Annotated in this window: 13 protein-coding genes and 1 pseudogene; 8 read left to right on the top strand and 6 right to left on the bottom strand. The window is 44.9% G+C overall.

What is annotated here, in order from left to right; translation table 11 throughout:
* Nucleotides 1-178 precede the first annotated feature (178 nt).
* Nucleotides 179-1,448: pseudogene (locus tag ACIQXH_RS16175) on the top strand (L-lactate MFS transporter).
* Between the two features lie 485 nt (nt 1,449-1,933).
* Here ACIQXH_RS16175 and ACIQXH_RS16170 read toward each other — a convergent pair.
* Nucleotides 1,934-3,346: a hypothetical protein gene (locus tag ACIQXH_RS16170; RefSeq protein WP_402957345.1), complete on the bottom strand. Its 1,413-nt coding sequence runs from the start codon at nt 3,344-3,346 to the stop codon at nt 1,934-1,936.
* 262 nt (nt 3,347-3,608) lie between these two features.
* Between ACIQXH_RS16170 and ACIQXH_RS16165 the strand changes: the two genes are divergently transcribed.
* Nucleotides 3,609-5,408, top strand: coding sequence for a hypothetical protein (locus tag ACIQXH_RS16165; protein WP_403124664.1), 1,800 nt, complete (start codon nt 3,609-3,611; stop codon nt 5,406-5,408).
* Between the two features lie 106 nt (nt 5,409-5,514).
* Here ACIQXH_RS16165 and ACIQXH_RS16160 read toward each other — a convergent pair whose 3' ends face one another.
* Together ACIQXH_RS16160 and ACIQXH_RS16155 are read right to left on the bottom strand one after the other, a co-directional pair.
* Complete coding sequence (locus tag ACIQXH_RS16160) at nt 5,515-6,060, bottom strand: PadR family transcriptional regulator (protein WP_402874197.1); 546 nt, start codon at nt 6,058-6,060, stop codon at nt 5,515-5,517.
* A 54-nt stretch (nt 6,061-6,114) separates the two neighbouring features.
* Nucleotides 6,115-7,299: a YhgE/Pip domain-containing protein gene (locus ACIQXH_RS16155; protein WP_403124661.1), complete on the bottom strand. Its 1,185-nt coding sequence runs from the start codon at nt 7,297-7,299 to the stop codon at nt 6,115-6,117.
* A gap of 267 nt (nt 7,300-7,566) precedes the next feature.
* Here ACIQXH_RS16155 and ACIQXH_RS16150 point away from each other — a divergent pair, with 267 nt between their 5' ends.
* A complete protein-coding gene (locus ACIQXH_RS16150) occupies nt 7,567-8,109 on the top strand; it encodes a hypothetical protein (protein WP_403124659.1) in 543 nt (180 codons plus the stop codon).
* 150 nt (nt 8,110-8,259) lie between these two features.
* Here the strand turns inward: ACIQXH_RS16150 and ACIQXH_RS16145 are convergent, their stop codons facing one another.
* From ACIQXH_RS16145 to ACIQXH_RS16135, 3 genes are all read right to left on the bottom strand, one after another.
* Complete coding sequence (locus tag ACIQXH_RS16145) at nt 8,260-8,550, bottom strand: hypothetical protein (RefSeq protein ID WP_403124657.1); 291 nt, start codon at nt 8,548-8,550, stop codon at nt 8,260-8,262.
* Between the two features lie 326 nt (nt 8,551-8,876).
* On the bottom strand, nt 8,877-9,512 hold the full coding sequence (locus tag ACIQXH_RS16140; RefSeq protein WP_402987094.1) for a 2OG-Fe(II) oxygenase: 636 nt from the start codon (nt 9,510-9,512) through the stop codon (nt 8,877-8,879).
* Nucleotides 9,513-9,690: 178 nt separating this feature from the next.
* Nucleotides 9,691-11,160: a serine hydrolase domain-containing protein gene (locus tag ACIQXH_RS16135; RefSeq protein ID WP_403124653.1), complete on the bottom strand. Its 1,470-nt coding sequence runs from the start codon at nt 11,158-11,160 to the stop codon at nt 9,691-9,693.
* Between the two features lie 322 nt (nt 11,161-11,482).
* On the opposite strand from ACIQXH_RS16135, the gene ACIQXH_RS16130 reads away from it, so the two are divergent.
* The 5 genes from ACIQXH_RS16130 (at nt 11,483) to ACIQXH_RS16110 (ending at nt 17,992) form a co-directional block, all read left to right on the top strand.
* Nucleotides 11,483-11,728, top strand: a complete 246-nt coding sequence (locus tag ACIQXH_RS16130) for a hypothetical protein (protein ID WP_402874214.1) — start codon at nt 11,483-11,485, stop codon at nt 11,726-11,728.
* A gap of 137 nt (nt 11,729-11,865) precedes the next feature.
* Nucleotides 11,866-13,812: a putative thiazole-containing bacteriocin maturation protein gene (locus ACIQXH_RS16125; protein WP_402874217.1), complete on the top strand. Its 1,947-nt coding sequence runs from the start codon at nt 11,866-11,868 to the stop codon at nt 13,810-13,812.
* Nucleotides 13,809-15,743: a TOMM precursor leader peptide-binding protein gene (locus ACIQXH_RS16120; protein ID WP_403124651.1), complete on the top strand. Its 1,935-nt coding sequence runs from the start codon at nt 13,809-13,811 to the stop codon at nt 15,741-15,743. The genes ACIQXH_RS16125 and ACIQXH_RS16120 overlap by 4 nt, the downstream gene beginning before the upstream one ends.
* Nucleotides 15,744-15,764: 21 nt before the next feature.
* Complete coding sequence (locus ACIQXH_RS16115; RefSeq protein ID WP_403124648.1) at nt 15,765-17,324, top strand: SagB family peptide dehydrogenase; 1,560 nt, start codon at nt 15,765-15,767, stop codon at nt 17,322-17,324.
* Nucleotides 17,325-17,506: 182 nt separating this feature from the next.
* Nucleotides 17,507-17,992 carry a hypothetical protein gene (locus tag ACIQXH_RS16110; RefSeq protein ID WP_403124645.1) on the top strand — a complete coding sequence of 162 codons (486 nt, stop codon included), beginning with the start codon at nt 17,507-17,509 and terminating at the stop codon, nt 17,990-17,992.

The raw sequence follows: 17,992 nt of genomic DNA, 5'->3' as shown, positions 1-17,992 counted from the left end.
CTTCAATACGTTCCCCTACCCACTTCGTTCATTAAACTGGTTGTTTTTTAAATGAATTGTCTAATAATTATCCATATGTTACTATTTTTGTAGATATTTTACGTGTGGGTTGTTCTAAATCTACGGGTATTTTGTCTAAGTATGATGTTTCGTTCATTTGTAAGGGGGATGTTGGGGAATGGGGAAGAAGACGAAGAATAGGTGGTTGATTGCCGTTTCTGCAGTGGGAATTCACTTGTCGATTGGTTCGGTGTATGCTTGGAGCGTATTCACGAAGCCACTTGCAAGCGAATTCGGTTGGGATTTGACTGATATTAGCTTAACATTTAGTATTGCGATTTTGTTTCTTGGGTTATCGGCTGCATTTCTTGGTCATTTTGTTGAAAAATATGGACCTAGGAAAGCGGGAATCCTCTCGGCGATTTTTTTTGGTTTAGGTATTACGGGGTCCGGTGTAGCGATTCATCTGGAATCCTTGCCTCTCCTTTATATTTCTTATGGCGTTTTCGGTGGGATCGGGCTCGGTGTAGGCTACATAGCACCGGTATCGACCTTGGTGAAATGGTTTCCAGATCGCAGGGGTCTAGCGACTGGCCTAGCCATTATGGGCTTTGGGTTTGCGGCACTGATTAACTCGCCAATCATCCAGGGTCTGATTGAATCGGTAGGAATTGCTACTACCTTTTTCATCCTTGGCACCGCTTACTTTATCATCATGATCGCTTCCTCTCTTTACTTGGAGCCTCCAGAGAAAGGCTGGCTACCTGTGGGGTATAAAGAGAAAATCAAAACGGGCAAAGTGAAGGCATTGCAAGATCTTTCGCAGTTGACCGCTAACGAAGCAGTTAAAACAAAACGGTTTTATTATCTATGGATCATGCTGTTCATTAATATAACTTGTGGGATTGCCATCATTTCAGCTGCCTCCCCGCTTGCCCAGGAAAGTATTGGGTTAAGCGCCGCGGCAGCTGCAGCACTAAGTGGGCGTGCTCGGTGCCTTCAATGGTCTTGGACGGATTGGCTGGGCATCTGTATCGGATTTTATTGGTCGCCCGAATACGTATACCATATTTTTCACGATACAGGTCATTGCCTTCCCGCTCTTGATCATTACGGATAACCCGGTTATCTATCAAATTTTATTAGCGATTATTTATACATGCTATGGTGGAGGATTCGCTTCCATTCCAGCGTATATTGGAGATTTGTTCGGTACGAAGCAGTTAGGGGCCATTCATGGATATATTCTAACGGCATGGGCAGCTGCTGGGCTCGTGGGTCCGATGTTTGCTTCATGGATCAGGGAAACAACCGGGAGTTACTCCCAAAGTTTAATCGTATTCACTGGTTTTTTCGCCGTTGCATTGATTGTTTCCTTATTGATTCGTCTGGACATAAACCGATTGAAAAAAATCCAGACGAACGAAAGCCAGGATATCAGTGTTTAACTGTAAGTAGTTTGTATAATGATAGAATAAGAAACTCGCTGATTTCTTCCTCAGCGGGTTTTTTAAGAAAGTATGAAAGGATATTCATTTTGCCTAAACGATGAAACCGATTTATCTCCTTATTCAAACGATTATTCAGGATCTTTTTCAGTTCCTTCTTTTCAGACCCATTCTTTAGACCCTTAGATAACTTGCATGCCCAAACCCTTGGTATCACTGGGTTTTGGAGCTACTTCTTTTATCACTTACGGCTACCTATTCACAATCCACATATACCATCCACAACTCACATCCTATCAGCCGACATCCACAGGCGGATATCCACAATCCACAAGCGAAATTCTTTAATTCACAGCCACGTCTTCTTATCCACAGCCGCTTTAAAGGACAAAAAAAAGAGAGCGGAATCCGCTCCTGTTATGAATCTATGTAAATGATGAAAAAGGGCAGGGGAAAAAACACTAGCTTAGGAAGGTAGTGTGATGTTAAGAAGGCGATGCAGCAAAGGCATCGAGCCGACCACGTTGTATGGCGAAATAGGATTGGATGGTTTCCTTTTTCCTCGTGAGTGTATATTGCTGGTTGGACGGTGATACAGCCGCGTTGCCGAACTTTCCGATTAAAGCGAGCAGTTTGTCCAATTGATCATATGTATCATTTCTAAGCGCTATGATATATTCCGAAGCGGTCCTTGTGGGTACCGGGTTGGTTGTCGGTGCAGTCATTTCCTCTTCTGTTTCGATTGTCTCGGTCGCCGTCTTCACGCGGGATATGAGCCACTCTTCGCACCAGCCGTTCAGTATGGAATAGATGAAGTCCGCTTGCTGAAACTTGAGGCGGATCGGTTCGATGTGTTGGTTCACTTCCATATAGTTCACTTCCCGGCCAAGTGCCTTCTCTGAAATCTCTTTATGAAAATGTTCACGGTCAAGCAGGGACTTGATGGACTCGGCCTGGTGGGCATACTTCGCCATTTGTTCTAATGTTTCATTATAAACAATCGTGCTTAAATAAGCCGATGCCTGTTTTGGTTCAGTGAGCAATGGTTTGTTGGCACGCAAGGCCTTGCCGAATTTCTTGAGTGCTTGTGAATAGACGAATCGCGCAAGGGTCAGCAGTTCCTTTTGCGTATCGCTCGGAGTTTCCGCTTTTTTTGCATCTTTAAGAAACGAGCGGAAAATGTACTTCCCGACCCGTTCCAACTCCATGCAGACGGCATCGCTGATATGGCCAGGAAAGCCCGCATTGAAAATGGTCCGGCGCAGTCCTGCCCGCTCGCCACGGTTTTCGCGATACTCTCCAAGCGTCCCTTCCTTAAAGGTAAACATCATCACTTCTTTCTTGGAGAAAGCCTTACTTGTGAAAGCAATCGTAACGAGATCGCCTAAGCCTGCTTCATAGATGGCATCCATCGCTTCGAACAGGCGCTGTCTTGTGAATAGGGAAGTGGAGTCCGAAACGAATTCATGATAATCGAACATCACTTCTTCCGATTTTGAAACCGACATCCGGTAAGCGGCCATCAGCAACAGACGTTTTGCCGAAATCGTCAACCCTTTGAAAGCCTCATGATAAAAGAAACGGTATTTCTTGCAATAACGATCGGTCTTATGGTTAAAGCCAAGGTTACTTGTTGGTCCAAGGTTGAACTTATATAAAGCATCCCCATCTTGTTGAACGGATACGAAAACCTGCGGAAGGTCTCCTTTTGGTGACGTGAATTTCCTGATGATCTGCTTCAAATATTTTTCCGATGTCCCCAAACTGCTTGCCATTGCATGAAGCGGGCTCTGAATGACCCCATCCCAATCACTATGCAGCAAAGAGTACAAACACGCATCAAATTCAGTGGAGGATACATGTTTCAATAAGTAATGGTACGTTTCTTCATAAATCATCCGGTTCCGTCTCCTTTTAGTATCCGCCTACATCCATTGGGCAGAGGGTATGATCTAACCAAATTGTTCTTCATCTTATTGAAGCTTTCGAAAAGATTCACTTCACCGTCTATATAAACTTTAAAAAGGAAAAAGTAGCATGCTCTAAAAATATTTTTTTTGAAAATGTATAGGTTTGTAGGGGAGAGGCAAAAGAGGCTGATTAGTTGTGTTAAAATTAGGTAGAATTAGAAAAATAGATAAAGGGAGTTTTTTTGTAATCATGATATTTTCATTACTAGCATTTATCTTAAAAGGGATCGTGACGAAGCTTCCGTTTGCTTTATTGGGACTTTCCCTCATTCCGCAAAGGTGGTCCATAGCCGTCAGGAAAAAAGATTGGCTCTTTTTCACTGAACAGGTTCTGCGGCTATTACTGGCCGCTGTCATTTTATTTTTTATCATCGATATTAATCTACTAGACCAAACGGTTGAAGCGTTCTTTTCCAACTTGGCCATAGTATTTGGGTTGTTCCTTATCGTGGATGCAAGCTTGTACCTATCGAGGGATAAAGAACCTTCCCTAAAAAGACGTGACCGGGAACAAGGCGTTTCGAAGCGAGTGAGAACGCCTTGGAATGTCCATGCCATGTATATCATCGGTTTATTGCTGATTGCCACTTGGGTGATCATGCTGTTTTATCCCCTTACGATTGCCGGGAGCCTTCATGGGTTAGCCGATGTCGTAAAGAAGAATAAACTAGAGGAAGTCCAAGATATTAAAACGATGCCACTAGTGACGGTGAAAATGGCTGATGCAAAGGGCGATGCTGCCATTAATAAAATCCAGAATGCCTCATATTTCACGGAAGGTGAATACCGTCTGACCAATATCAATGGCGAATTGACGTATACCTCTCCCATTGAAATGGACGGATTCCTGAAAGCTGGAAAAGCCGAATACACGCCAGGATATAACTTGATTTCGGCCATAGCGACCGATAAAGGTGCGAGCACGGTGAAAGGGAAGATGCTGTATGCCCCGTCACAGTATTTGGATTATGATGTAGATAGACAGATTCATAAGGCGTATCCAACCAAAGTCATCTACGATTCATACCTGGAGCCAGATGAAGAAGGCAAGCCTTTCTTTGTAGCTTCGGTTGGCCATTACTTGAAATACAGAAGTGGGTCCGTCGTGGATGGGGTGGTAGTGGTGAATCCGGAAACGGGTGACACGACCTTCTATCCATTAGGAAAAGAACCGAAATGGGTGGACAGAACCTTCACTGAGGAAACGGCTCTAGAGTATTGGAGCTATTGGGGAAAATATGTTCACGGGTGGAAAAACCAATCACTCATCGGTCCGAAAAAAGATGTCTTGATTCCGAATGAGGAAAATATGCAAGTCACCTTTAATGATAAAGGCGAGTTGATTTATGTCGTAGATTTCACGAGGGCCAAATCAAAAGGGAACTCGAAAACGCTGGTAGGTTACGGTGTGTTCAACGCCAAGACGGGTGAAATGACATATTATAAAGGCGTGACATCCGTTTTGACCGGTAAAGAAGCAAAATCGAATGCCAATGCGAGTGAATTCTTATCCAAATATCCAGGATGGAAAGCGACCAATGGCGTGTTCTATACGATATACGGGGCACCGACCTATGTGATCCCCGTTACAAAAGGAAGCAAGTTCCAAGGGGTGGCCATCGTGTATGCCAATAGCGACAATCCTCAAGTAGCTTTCGGGAAGAACAAAGATGAAGCATTCCGGAACTATAAGAAACTGATCGCCTCCTTAGGGAAAGTCAATGGAGTGACGCCCCAAAAAGGATTTGAAATGAAAGAGGTCAAAGGGAAAGTCATCAGAATCAATGATGCCAATCTTTCGAGTGGGTATGTGTTCTATCTTATTGTAGAGGGCAGCAGCAAAAGGTTCTCGATTGATCCTTCCGTTCAAGGATTGTCCGATGTAGTCTTGACCAAGGTAGGAGACCGGGTCATCTTGAACGTGATGGACATGGAAGAAGAGATTGTTCCCGTCGATCAGTTCACGAATGTAGATTTGCCGAAGAAATAAAAGAAGCCGTGCATACTCCTTGAAAGGAGCGCACGGCTTGTTCAATGAAAAAAACTGTACCTCCGATTGTTAGGTGTGTCTAACAAAGAAGGTGCAGTTTTTTTCTTTATAATTCCCCTTGTTGAATCCGTTTAATTACCTCATCAAGCCAGTAAATGGTGTGATCTGCTCTGGATGAAAAGTATTCACCTAAATATTCCACTAGCTTTTCTTTATCATGGTCTTTTTCCATCTTCATCTGTTTTTCAAAATCCGAAATTTGTTCCCACTTTGCAAGGAACTTCTTTTTGTTGTTTTTCAGGATTTCGACTACCTTATCACGGTCTACATATTTGAGGTATGCAAGTCCCACCACCATATCACTAATGGAACTGGCATTTTCAAACAACTTATAGATTTTCTTCGGAAGTTCTTCACGGCCTTTAGCCGTAATCCCGAATACTTGTTTATCAGGTCGATGATCTTCTTTAATGATTTCGACTATCTCGATTAAGCCTTGTTTGACTAGCGAATCAAAATGGTAATACAGCTTACTTTCCGTCAGCCCACCCAGTTGATCGAAAGGGATGGGTTCAGACAGCTGCTTTTTTAATTTATATGGATAATTATTATCCTTCATCAGTTTGCTCAATATGAAAACTTGAATGGGCATCTCTAAGCTCCTTCAGAAAATGGTTATCCTTATTATAGCAAACGAAGCGGGAATTTAAGCGGTCTTTGCAGCTTCCGTTTCCGGTTGTACCACTTGATTATCTAATGGAACTTTTTTGTGGACAAAGGCCACGATGAGCATGTTGATGAACATGGCACCCAGGCCGACGGCTACCATGGACCAAATAAACGGACTTGGACTCGTGGTGCTATATAGGTTGGCAAAGTATGCTTGCACCGAGTAATACATAGGTGAAATGTGGCTCATCCATTCATACGGCGCATACATCATATCACGTGACACGGTGGCACCATTTGCGATGGTTTGTGTTAATAAGATCGGGATGTTTAACACCATACCACCATCTCCAACCAAGAATACCAAAATGGCTGTAAAGTTGAAACATACCATATAGTTCAAGATTTGTTGACCTAGCGTGCTGAGGAATAGATCTCCACTTGGTTCATTCACTAAATAAGTGATGCCTAGGGCAACGAATGATGAAACAACGGCAACCAATAAGGCAGTCATTTGTACATACATGAATAGTCGTGTCTTGCTCGCTTTTCCACGGCTCTGTCTGAATGAGGTCACTAATTGCATCGCACCGATCATGGCACCTACATATCCTGCCATCGTCAAGAACATCGGTAACATATTGTGGTGCATGCCATCTGGCACTTCATTGATCGTGACGATGTTTCCTGAATACGCCGTTTCGATTTGTTTCGCCATTTCAGCCGCTTTTTCTTCCGGTAAATTGAAGTTCATCAATACGCCTTGAGCGGTTTGTTGTGAGAATTGTGCGCTCAACTGATTGTTAATTTCCGTAACGACGGAAGTCATAGTTGAGGAAACAACGGTTGGTCCTGCTTCATTCACTGTAAAGTCAATGCTTGATGACGTTTCGCCATTTTGCATATCCGCAGAGAATGTTTTCGGGATGTGTACGACTAGCGCTAAATCATTCTTATTTAAATCTTTTAACGCTTGTTTATTTGTTACATCTGTTTCGATTTCTTTAAACGGTAAGTTTTCTTTCAATTGGCTGGCAATCTTGTCTCCGTATTCACCAACATCATCATTGACGATGGCAACCGGCAATTGATCGATATTTCCTGGAATGGCCGAATAACCAGGTAAGAATATGCCTAGCATACAAAGGCCATAGAAAATCCCCATGAAAATGGCAGCAATGGAACCTTGTGTCTTTAAGAAATGTTTATATTTAAACTTCATTTGTTGCATCCATCCTTCTTCAAATATATTCTGGTTTAACTACTTTAATTTGAGTACTTTAATTGAACCGCTTCATCAGTCTACTCGAATCCTTTTTTAAAGTCAATAAAAAATTACGATACTAAACATCAGGAAAGTCTCCATTATGTCGCTGGTGCCAAGCGTGAGTGTATATGTATGTAAGTATGGTTTTTACAGTATGGTTACTGTTTTGCTTTTGTGTATAATGGGATTATATGTAAAATATTTCGGGTAGGGGGAGCTTTTTTGAAAAGTAAAATCGCTTATATAGCTTGTTTAGTGTGTTTACTCGTGATTAGTGGATGTACCTCATCCAAGGGGCAAGAACCGGAGAAAACAGACGAGGTAAGCGTGATTGATGAGACTCCAAGTTTCGTAACGGATAAAGACCTAAATCAAATTGATTGGGAGCGGAAAGCTGTCGAATTTCGTACATCGACAAACGCCAAGGTAATCGGTAACGAAAACAGGCTTGGCATCATAGGGCCTGAATTAAAGGCAAATAAAGTGGAGAAATGGTTGTGGCACTTTTGGGGAATGGATAAGGGCGTAGCGACATTCGTCGGATATCATCGGAACACGTCAACCATCCATTCCGTATTAATTGATGGAGAGTGGTCCAGAAGCTTGACGGGGAGTAGTGCCGTGAATGGAGCCGATGGGAGTGTACCTTCGAATGTCATGTTGCCGGATGCGGGTGAATGGGCCATTTTGGTTTATTCGGATGGTGAATTATTCGATACATTGGTGATGGATGTGAAGGAGGAACAGCACACAAGTCATAAATGATTCTCGAAGGAGTGGACGATTCGGAACACAAGGGGATTTTTGAACAAATAAAAAAGATCACCGAATAAGTGGTCTTCTTTGATGAATCCTATGGAACGAATGCCCTCGTTAGGGGAAGTCATCGTTTTACCGACTTGCCAGGTCAGTGGTCTACCTATTCATCATAAGGATAAATACTAGCACGACGATGACAAAGGCTATGATAACGGATAGCCATCCAATTTTCACTTTTGCTAATAGACGGTCAACAATAAAGAATGAGATGGCAGAAACAAGACTTAGGATTTGTAAGACGAATCCGAATAAACAGTGAAATAAGAAGGAGAGAATTTCGCGAGTGTAAGCCTTTTTAGAAATCTGCCTACTCAGCCAGTCACTAAAGAAGGAAGTGATCACTCCGTAGATAATGACAATCATAAGATTTAAATAATATAAATTCATAAATGCATAAATGCATTCAAATCAAAGCCACCAAGCGATGAAAGGACCAATGCAAATAACAAACTACTAAGAAAAGCAGTCAATAGTTTTCTCTTTAAAATAATAGGAATGTTCTCCTCTCTGATTTCGATTGCTCCAACAGCAACCCATGTAATATCTATATCTAGCCCTTCTTTTATTACCGTTCGTTCATCGGTAATAAAACCAAAATAAAAAAAGACTGAAGAGAGGGGTTTGATCTCAGCTTTTGGGAGGATGCTTTCCCAAAAAGCCTACCTCTTACCTCTACTTACAGTTTGAAGGCACACCGGCATTGAAGTTTTTGTCTAGATCTGTTTCTGTTTTCTCATCCATTGTGTCGCTACCCATTTTTCTCCTGTTATGACCGGGGCTCCACCGTGTAAGGTTTGTTCATTTACATGTTGATCATCATAGAAATACTCGAAGTACACGGCCATTCCCTTTTGGGGAGATACAGAGAGATTTAGTTTAGGAAAGAACGTTTCCCCGCCTTCCTCCACATCATTCAAGTACATGATGATGGTGCTAATTCTATTATTTTTTGCAGCTTTACTGGAAGAGGCGAAAAAATCATAATGGGCTTTATACTCTTGACCAGGTGTATACTTTAGAATTTGAATACCGTCCCCATGTTCAACGGGTACATTCATTATAGAAGAAACTCTTTTTTCAATGGTCGTGATGAGGTCATTTTCCTTGTCCTGGAAGTACATGCTACTGCTTGTCCGCATCTCATTTACTTCGCGTGTATCACCGATTTTGGAACGGTTCAGTTTATCTTTGGACAAGCTGATTAATTCGTCACATTCTTCGTCACTTAACACATTCCCCAAAACGGCGATGAGCGGTTCTTCTAATCTAGTAAGGATCGTAATCTCTCTATCTTCTGTTTTGATTGTATTTCCCTTATGGGTGAAAATAGTCTGTTCTTTGTTATCCATGGTCGTTCACTCCCTTAATGAATGAATTTTCGGAAAAATCCATCAGTCTATTTGGCTTTTTAGCGATAAATGATTATATCACGAACCTTTCGAATAACGGAAATTTTTTACTTTGGTATATATTATTAGTACGAAAGGTTTTTTGTGGAACGATGGTGTGAATCCCCACCATCGTTTTTCATGCATTCAAATGGGTTTTCCGCGCAGTTCGTATGCCTTTCCCCAATGTAACGACTCCCACCATCAAAAGGAGCAAAGGCAGTCCAAATAATAGGTGACCGATTCCAGGAGCAAATAGTGTAACTGTAGATAAAGGACCGAATAGATAAGGGAAATTGATTAAAATACTCAACGGAATCAGCCAGTAAACCATGACGAGGAACATCATATGGAGAATACGTAGGAATCCGTGTACTTCTCGTGGTTTAGGTTTGAATATTCTATAGATTGACCAGACAATCAGGGTCACGAATCCCAATATAATCAGATCAATCACTGCATATTTCATAAATGGGTGGTCAGTGGGGCTAGGGGGTTCTTCATGATGTACGAGCTTGTTCACTCCGCTTATGATCGAATCATATTCATTGAGGTTGAAATAATCCATTGAATTAATCTGTAGGCTGATGCCATACTGCCCGTCTAAGATCACTTTTGAGTAGGTGTTTTCTGTCCATCCATTATGGGAGACTTCATCATCCTTCACTTCCCATCCCATTGCGTAGTACGTATCATCCCCTATGTATGATGATGGCTGATGCAAGGTGTTCATGCCATTCTTCGATAAAATGCCTTTTCCATTGAATGTGCCATGATTCAATTGGGCGATCATATAATTTGCCATATCTTCCGCACTAGAAATGATGTAACCGGAAGGAACCGATCCCTCGTGTTTCAATTGCTTGGTCGGTAGCTTCCATCCAAATACCGTCTGATAACCGCCCGCAATGGCATGGTTTGCAACATCTTTAGGGTCACCGTAGGTATTCTTCATTTCAAGCGGCTTGAATATGAATTCATTTAGATAGTCTTTATATGATAGATTTGTCACTTCCTCAATGACTAAACCTAAGATGTCGTAATTTAGATTCGAATATTCATAGCGGTCACCGGCAGGGTGCTTCAATTCAATCTCTGCCAAGCCTTTGACATGTTCTTTCAATGTCTTATCTCCCTGTGAGATAGCCACTTGGCCGTCATATGTGGAAAGACCGCTCGTATGATTCAGTAAGTGCTGAATCGTGATTTTCCCAGAAGCCTCCTTATCGGCAAGATGAAACCAGGGGATATACAATTGCACGGGATCTTGTAATCGTATTTTTCCCTGATCCACTAACTGCATAAGGGCAAGTGCCGTAAATGATTTACTGACGGACCCAAGAACGATGGGGGTTTCCGAAGTCATTTCAGTTCCATTTTGGTTGGCCACACCATATCCTTGCACGTATTCCACCCGATCTCCCTCTACGATGGCCAATGAAGCTCCCTGAATCTTGAGACGCTCGATTTCATTTGCCATAAACTCATCAATAGCGGAAGAATCCAGTTTTCTTGACGCCTGTTCGTTTCCCAACACAACTCCGGAAACACTTGTCAGGACGAGCAGTATGGTCAGTATGAAACTAATTATCTTATGTCTTTTTCGCATCTTCTCATTTTCCTTTCTCTATCAAGTGCAAAATATCTTTCTTGAATCATTGTAAGGATTTAACAAAAGTGGGTCAATGAATTCCAGATAAATAGATTCGTTGATGGCTCGTGCACTACTTTGCTGTTCGCCTTTGATAAGTAAATATTCCGTGAAGATTTCGGGGGAACGCATGAAAATGGGCATCTGAATCAGTAGCAATACCCATTCCGAGTACATATTTTGTGTGGAGAGAGTACTTGGAGGATAGGGAAAATCTATAGGCCATTTTTTCCGTACTCCTTCGTTATTTTTGATTAATTTAAATATGGAGGTTTTATACATGAATGAGTTTCAAAATCAGCTTCAAATGTTGAATGTCGACCCACAATTCCAGGCCAGTCAGCCGGTCCCTTGGGATCCGAATCAATTTCAGCATCAGCATTCCATGGAAGATTCCCGTCTTATCCCGTTAGGGTGTTTTGGTTGCCTTGGTTGTTTCGGATGCTTTTTCTTCGGAGGCATCGGAGGGTGTGGCGGATGTGGACGTTGCGGAGGGTGTGGACGTTGCGGTCGTTGCGGTCGCTAATCGATTTTCAGAGAAGAACCGACCCCTGCAGAATGCCTGCAGGGGCTTTTCTCCATGGAATTAGACATAAGAGACAAATTGTCATACATACGATTAGAGGGATAGCTGAGTAAAGCTTGTTGGTTAGGAGGTTCGAGATGAAGAATTTGACCCCTTCTATGCGTCTGAAAGTGAATAGGGATACGTTTTTTCTCCCTGAACCAAACGGGGGAGTGTATTTTCGGAATAATGTAAGTTCTTTCCGTATGGAAGGACGTACCATCGTTCAATGGATTGAACAGTTAATACCCATGTTTAACGGGGAACATGCATTGAGTGATTTGACGGATGGATTGCCTGGGCCATACCGGAATCGGGTCATGGAGATTGCCGAAGTTCTGTACAAGAACGGGTTCGTTCGGGATATCAGTCAAGATGCCCCACACCAATTGACGGATCGGATTGTGGATAAGTATGCGTCTCAGATTGCGTTTTTGGATAGTGTCGGCGATTCGGGAGCCCGTCGTTTTCAGGATTATCGTCAGCTGAAAGTATTGGCGATTGGTTCAGGTCCGTTTTTCGTATCACTGGTATCCGCGTTGCTTGAATCTGGATTGCCTGCTTTTCATATTCATATAAAGGATTCGGAATCGACGAATAGAAAGCGACTGAATGAAATTGTTGCCCATTTCCGTACAACAGATGAGGACGTGGCGGTGGAGGAGGTTTCCCAGAGTCAGGAGGGGGAAAGAGCTTGGCAGGAAATAATCCGGCCATATGATTATATCGTGTCTGTGTCACAAGATGGAGAGGTGGAGGAACTGCGGGCGCTGCACGCGGCTTGCAGGCAAGAAGAGAAGATGTTTTTCCCTGCACTGAGTCTGAATCAAATTGGTCTTGCCGGTCCGATGGTGAACGGGGAATCGCTTTCCTGCTGGGAGTCTGCCTGGCGCCGTTTACATCAGTCTTCCCTGATTACCGATCAAGAGGCTGCCTCTTTTTCCTCCACGGCGGGTGCGCTCCTCGCAAATGTACTGGCGTTCGAGTTATTCAAAAGGAGTACGGGAGTGAGCGAATCGGATCAGAGCAATCAACTTTACCTGCTTGATATGGAAACCTTGGAAGGAAGCTGGCACACCTTTTTGCCCCACCCGTTTGTCACGGGCACGGCGGCTGCAAGATGGGTGACGGATTTCGACTTGAGATTGAACCAGCAATCAAGCCGAGGCGAACGGGGTAAGTTGTTTATGTCCTTTGGCCGAATGACTTCCAGCCAATCGGGCATCTTCCATAGCTGGGAAGAAGGAGAACTGAAGCAACTGCCGTTAGCTCAATGCCGTGTCCAAGTGGTTGACCCGATGTCTATGGGTCCAGCTGAATTGTTGCCAGCGATCATTTGCTCGGAATTATTGCATGAAGAAGCGAGGAGGGAAGCGGGCTTAACGGGAGTCGAAGTGTATGCCACGGAAACGGTCAGCCATCTTGGTCCGACTTTACCTCAATGGGATGGAGTAGGTGTAGAAGGATTCGTCGGAGTTGGTACGGGAGAGACGTTCGCGGAGTGTATGTGCCGGGGGTTGTACAAGTGTTTGGACGAGGAATTAACCAAGCGAAGCAACGAAAAGCACGCCTGTGGTCGAATTCAGTTGGAGGTCATAGACGATGAGCGCTGCCGGTATTACTTGCAGGCGTTGACTAGAATGGCAGGTGACCCCGTGATTGCGTTAGGAGAGGAAGTATTCGGTTTCCCTGTCGTATGGGTCGGTACGGGGGATGAGTGGTACGGATGTGTAGGGCTGAATAGTACGCAGGCTTTACGGAATGCTTTACAGCAGGCACTCATGGCCATTCAAAACGAAAAGGGGGGCTACAAGAAGCAGGGTTTGAGAGCTTCATCCGTACTAATGGAAAAAAGGACGCCGTTGACACTTAGGATTGCGTCGTATGAAGGATCAAGAGAATCGGAAGTGCTACAGGAGGCCTTGCAAGTGCTGGATTGGAACGGAAAGCGGCTATTGGCCTTCGAACTGGAATTGGAACCTGTTTTGAAAGAGGAGCTGGCAGGGGTATTTGGTGTGTTGCTGCGAGAGGAGGGATCAAGGTGAAGCCTGTCATCTTGATGGTCGGAGAAGGAGTGCTGGCGGACCTGGTGTACGGAATATTGTCAGTCCAATACGAAATCATTCACCAGGTCGACTTTTTGACAGAGATACCCGAAACGGCTGAACTGGCTCTCGTGCTGCAGGATGCCTGGGATCCTTCTGCCCACCTAAAGGCGGAGGAAGTCCTCGACATTCCATGGTTACGGGGCTTTGTGTCATTTGGTGAAGGGATGGTTGGGCCACTAGTGCGGATGGAGAAGGAAGGGTGCTCGCAATGCGCGGATCTACGGCATCTCATGGCGGGGCGCGATCGGAAAGAAATGTGGGCCATCCAAAAGCAATTGCAGGAGAATGGAGGGAAGCAAGATGACCCGGCGGCATCGCGCACGGGACTGTTACAAATGGCTTACCTGATTGGAGAAGAGGTGCAGCGGGTGACGGAAGGGACTGGGGCCCGGTCGGAATATGCTGTAGCCTTGATCAACATGAAGACACTGAATATTTCCTGGCATCCTTTTTTAGCGGATCCAATCTGCCCGGTCTGTAGTCCCATTCCCGATGATTCTTCAAGGGCGGCCCGAATTTCGTTACAACCAAGTCCGAAGGTGGATCCCGATGGCTACCGCACCCGTTCAATGACTGAGCTAAGTCAGGTGCTGGCCAAGGATTATCTCGATCCCCGGATGGGTTTTCTGAATAATAAGATGGTCGATCTTGTGCCGCCATTTGCCGATGTCAGTGTGAGTCTTCCTTTGTTCATGGGGGATGAAGGGACAGCGGGGAGGACGAATTCCTACGCGGTTAGCGAGATGACTGCGATTTTGGAAGGATTGGAGCGGTACTGTGGCCTTGAACCCCGGGGAAAGCGGACCGTTGTCCATGACAGCTACAATAATCTGAAAGATGAGGCCCTGGATCCCAGAAAGCTTGGTGTCCACACCGATGAAATGTATGAAATGCCTGGTTTTCCTTTCAAGCGTTTTCATCCGGATTCCCCAATCAACTGGGTTTGGAGCTATTCTTTTTTACAAGAGCGTCCAATTTTGGTTCCAGAGCTGGTGGCTTATTATAGCTTGGGCTGCGGGGAGGGGTTTGTTTATGAAACGTCCAATGGCTGCGCGTTAGGAGGCAGTTTGGAAGAGGCGATTTTGTACGGGATTTTCGAAGTGGTGGAACGCGATTCCTTTCTATTGACCTGGTACGCTAAGCTCCCGCTTCCCCGCCTTGACCCGTATTCGGCGAATGATGAAGAACTGGCATTGATGATGGACCGGGCACGTGCAGCGGCGGGATATGACATCCATTTGTATAACGCGACGATGGAACATGGCATTCCAAGTGTCTGGGCGATGGCGAAAAACAGGAAACGAAAAGGATTGAACCTCATTTGCGCGGGTGGTGCCCATTTGGATCCCGTCCGGGCGGCGAAAAGTGCGATTCATGAGTTGGCGGGCATGATGCTGACCCTTGACGATAAATTCGAGGCCAATCAGGAAGAGTATGAGAAGATGCTCGCTGACCCGTACCTAGTCCAGCAGATGGATGATCATGGCATGCTGTTTGGGTTACGGCAAGCGGAAGAACGGTTGCACTTTTTATTGGATGATCGACGGCCGTTGCATACGTTCGACGAGGAGTTCTTGGCCGGGGTGAAACATGCCGACTTAATGGATGACCTACAGGACGTGCTTTTACAGTTGCAACAGCATGGCCTTGATGTGCTTGTCGTGGATCAAACGACACCGGAACTGAAAAAGAACGGGTTACATTGCGTGAAAGTGCTGATACCGGGCATGCTGCCGATGACATTCGGTCATCACCTGACCCGCGTTACAGGACTCGATAGGGTTTTGCAGGTTCCCGTGGAACTAGGATATGCGAAGCAGCCGCTGACAATCGAACAGCTTAATCAAGATCCGCATCCATTTCCATAAGCGGTGGTAAGGAGGCAGGGGATGAATCTAGATCAATTTTTGCATAATCTTCAGTTTGACACAGCGAAGGTCAGACCGCCTGACTGGGAAGTGGATTGGGAGGATGCGCCACTTTCCTATAAACTTTACCGTGACTTGCCTGTGTTCCCTTTTTCGCCGGACGTGCCGCTGACATTGGAAGCCTGCCAAACATCATCCCAGCCTGACTTCAAGGCTATCGGTCACTTTCTTTGGTATGTATTCGGCCTTGCTCAAGTGAGCCAGTTCATGAATGATCCGGAACAAATGGACTTCATGCAGTCGTTCCGCCGTTTTGCGCCTTCAGGGGGAGCATTGTATCCAAACGAACTGTACATCTACCTGAAAATCGAGGAGTTGCCTGCTGGCGTGTACCATTATGATGTGGCACACCATCGTTTGGTATTAGTGCGGGAAGGTAATTTTGATGACTATCTGGACCAGGCACTTGGCGGTCGTTGCGATATGACAACGTGTTTCGGAACGGTCTTCGTGTCGACGATGTTTTGGAAAAACTTCTATAAGTACCACGATTTTTCCTATCGCCTGCAAGGATTGGACGCAGGTGTCCTGATGGGTCAGTTATTGGAGGTGGCGAAGAGGTTAGGCTTCTCGACTGGCGTGTCCTTTCAATTCCTGGACCGGGCCATTAATCACTTAATTGGATTATCTGAACAAGAAGAAAGCACATATGCCGCCATTCTTTTATCTGTGGAAGGTACAAATGGAGTCACGTTTGGAAGTAAAATAGATCGTGCTGTCACGGCGGTTGAATTATGTAGAGAGCTGCCTGCCATATCACATACCCATTACGTTCGGTCACAGACAATCATAGAGTATCCAATGTTGATTCAGATGAATGAAGCATCCATGATTGACTCCACTCGATCCATTCGGAAAATCGAAGCAAAGGAAGCGCGAAGTGGAAAAGGTATGGGGAGTATAGATTTGCCAGCAGTGGAGCGGTTGTCGTATGACCTGGCTACTATTTGCCGTAAGCGGTTTTCCCCGGAAATGGATTTCGTTTTAGGGAAGGTGAGCAAGATTCAACTCGCCACACTGTTGCAAGAGGCTTCGGCATCTTTTTCGTATACCAATGATGTGGATGAGACGCAAGAACACGACGTCTCCATCTATGCCTGTTTGCATCAAATGGAAGATATTTCAGATGGTGCTTATGTTTATGATAGAGCAAATCATGCATTACGGCTTGTGCGACAAGGTGATCAGCGAACTCAGTTGCAATACGCCATGTCACTGGATAATGTGAATTTACTGCAAGTTCCAATCTGCCTGCATGTGGCAGGGAATAGAGATCACCGCAAAAAGGAGCTAAGCTACAGGGGATACCGCATCCAACAGATGGAAGCGGGAATGCTCGTCCAACGATTACTTTTAGTAACGACAGCCTTGGATATGGGAGGTCATCCTTTGCTTGGGTTCGATGTGAACGTATGTGATGACATTTATAAAAAAGGACTGCATGAAAAAACAACGCTCATCCAAATCCCAATCGGACCGTATCGAGGGCGACCTTGGCTAAAAGGCAGCTTGCATGGTTAGCTTATGGATGGAGGAGTGTAGGAAAAATAAACTCTTGAATACCAAATGAATGGATCCAACTCAACCCCTACTTTTTTCATAAAGAGGGGTTTTCTTTATTATGAAGAGATAGAGAGTTTGTCCAATCCAATTGATTTCTCCACTCATAAGATAGTGAGAAACTATTAAAGGAGTGAAGAATATTGAGTAAGAGTAAATGTAGTAAATGTGGACATGAAAATTGTCGTTGCAAATCAAAGAAGTGCAAGGATTGTGGGCACAAAAAATGCCGGTGCGAAGGAAACTCAAAACAAAGTATCAAACAAAATGTAAAAGTTAGTGTTTCTGCAGGAGTAGGGGCAACAGGAGCCACGGGAGCAACAGGAGCAACCGGAGCAACCGGAGCAACAGGGGCCACGGGAGCAACAGGGGCCACGGGAGCAACAGGAGCAACAGGGGCAACAGGGGCCACGGGAGCAACAGGGGCAACAGGGGCCACAGGAGCAACAGGAGCAACAGGAGCAACAGGAGCAACAGGGGCCACGGGAGCAACAGGGGCAACAGGAGCAACAGGAGCAACGGGAGCAACAGGAGCAACAGGGGCAACAGGAGCAACAGGGGCAACAGGAGCAACAGGAGCAACCGGAGCAACAGGGGCCACGGGAGCCACGGGAGGAGCACAAGGCTGA

The sequence above is a fragment of the Peribacillus sp. NPDC097225 genome, from assembly GCF_044761955.1.
Classification (GTDB): Bacteria; Bacillota; Bacilli; order Bacillales; family DSM-1321; genus Peribacillus.
Note: the sequence above shows the minus strand (reverse complement) of the source record. Positions and strands in the feature narration are given on the sequence as shown.

Coding starts and splice junctions, on each gene's coding strand:
- ACIQXH_RS16170 (WP_402957345.1), bottom strand. CDS start 3,346: ATGATTTATGAAGAAACGTACCATTACTTATTGAAACATGTATCCTCC.
- ACIQXH_RS16165 (WP_403124664.1), top strand. CDS start 3,609: ATGATATTTTCATTACTAGCATTTATCTTAAAAGGGATCGTGACGAAG.
- ACIQXH_RS16160 (WP_402874197.1), bottom strand. CDS start 6,060: ATGCCCATTCAAGTTTTCATATTGAGCAAACTGATGAAGGATAATAAT.
- ACIQXH_RS16155 (WP_403124661.1), bottom strand. CDS start 7,299: ATGAAGTTTAAATATAAACATTTCTTAAAGACACAAGGTTCCATTGCT.
- ACIQXH_RS16145 (WP_403124657.1), bottom strand. CDS start 8,550: ATGAATTTATATTATTTAAATCTTATGATTGTCATTATCTACGGAGTG.
- ACIQXH_RS16140 (WP_402987094.1), bottom strand. CDS start 9,512: ATGGATAACAAAGAACAGACTATTTTCACCCATAAGGGAAATACAATC.
- ACIQXH_RS16135 (WP_403124653.1), bottom strand. CDS start 11,160: ATGCGAAAAAGACATAAGATAATTAGTTTCATACTGACCATACTGCTC.
- ACIQXH_RS16130 (WP_402874214.1), top strand. CDS start 11,483: ATGAATGAGTTTCAAAATCAGCTTCAAATGTTGAATGTCGACCCACAA.
- ACIQXH_RS16125 (WP_402874217.1), top strand. CDS start 11,866: ATGAAGAATTTGACCCCTTCTATGCGTCTGAAAGTGAATAGGGATACG.
- ACIQXH_RS16115 (WP_403124648.1), top strand. CDS start 15,765: ATGAATCTAGATCAATTTTTGCATAATCTTCAGTTTGACACAGCGAAG.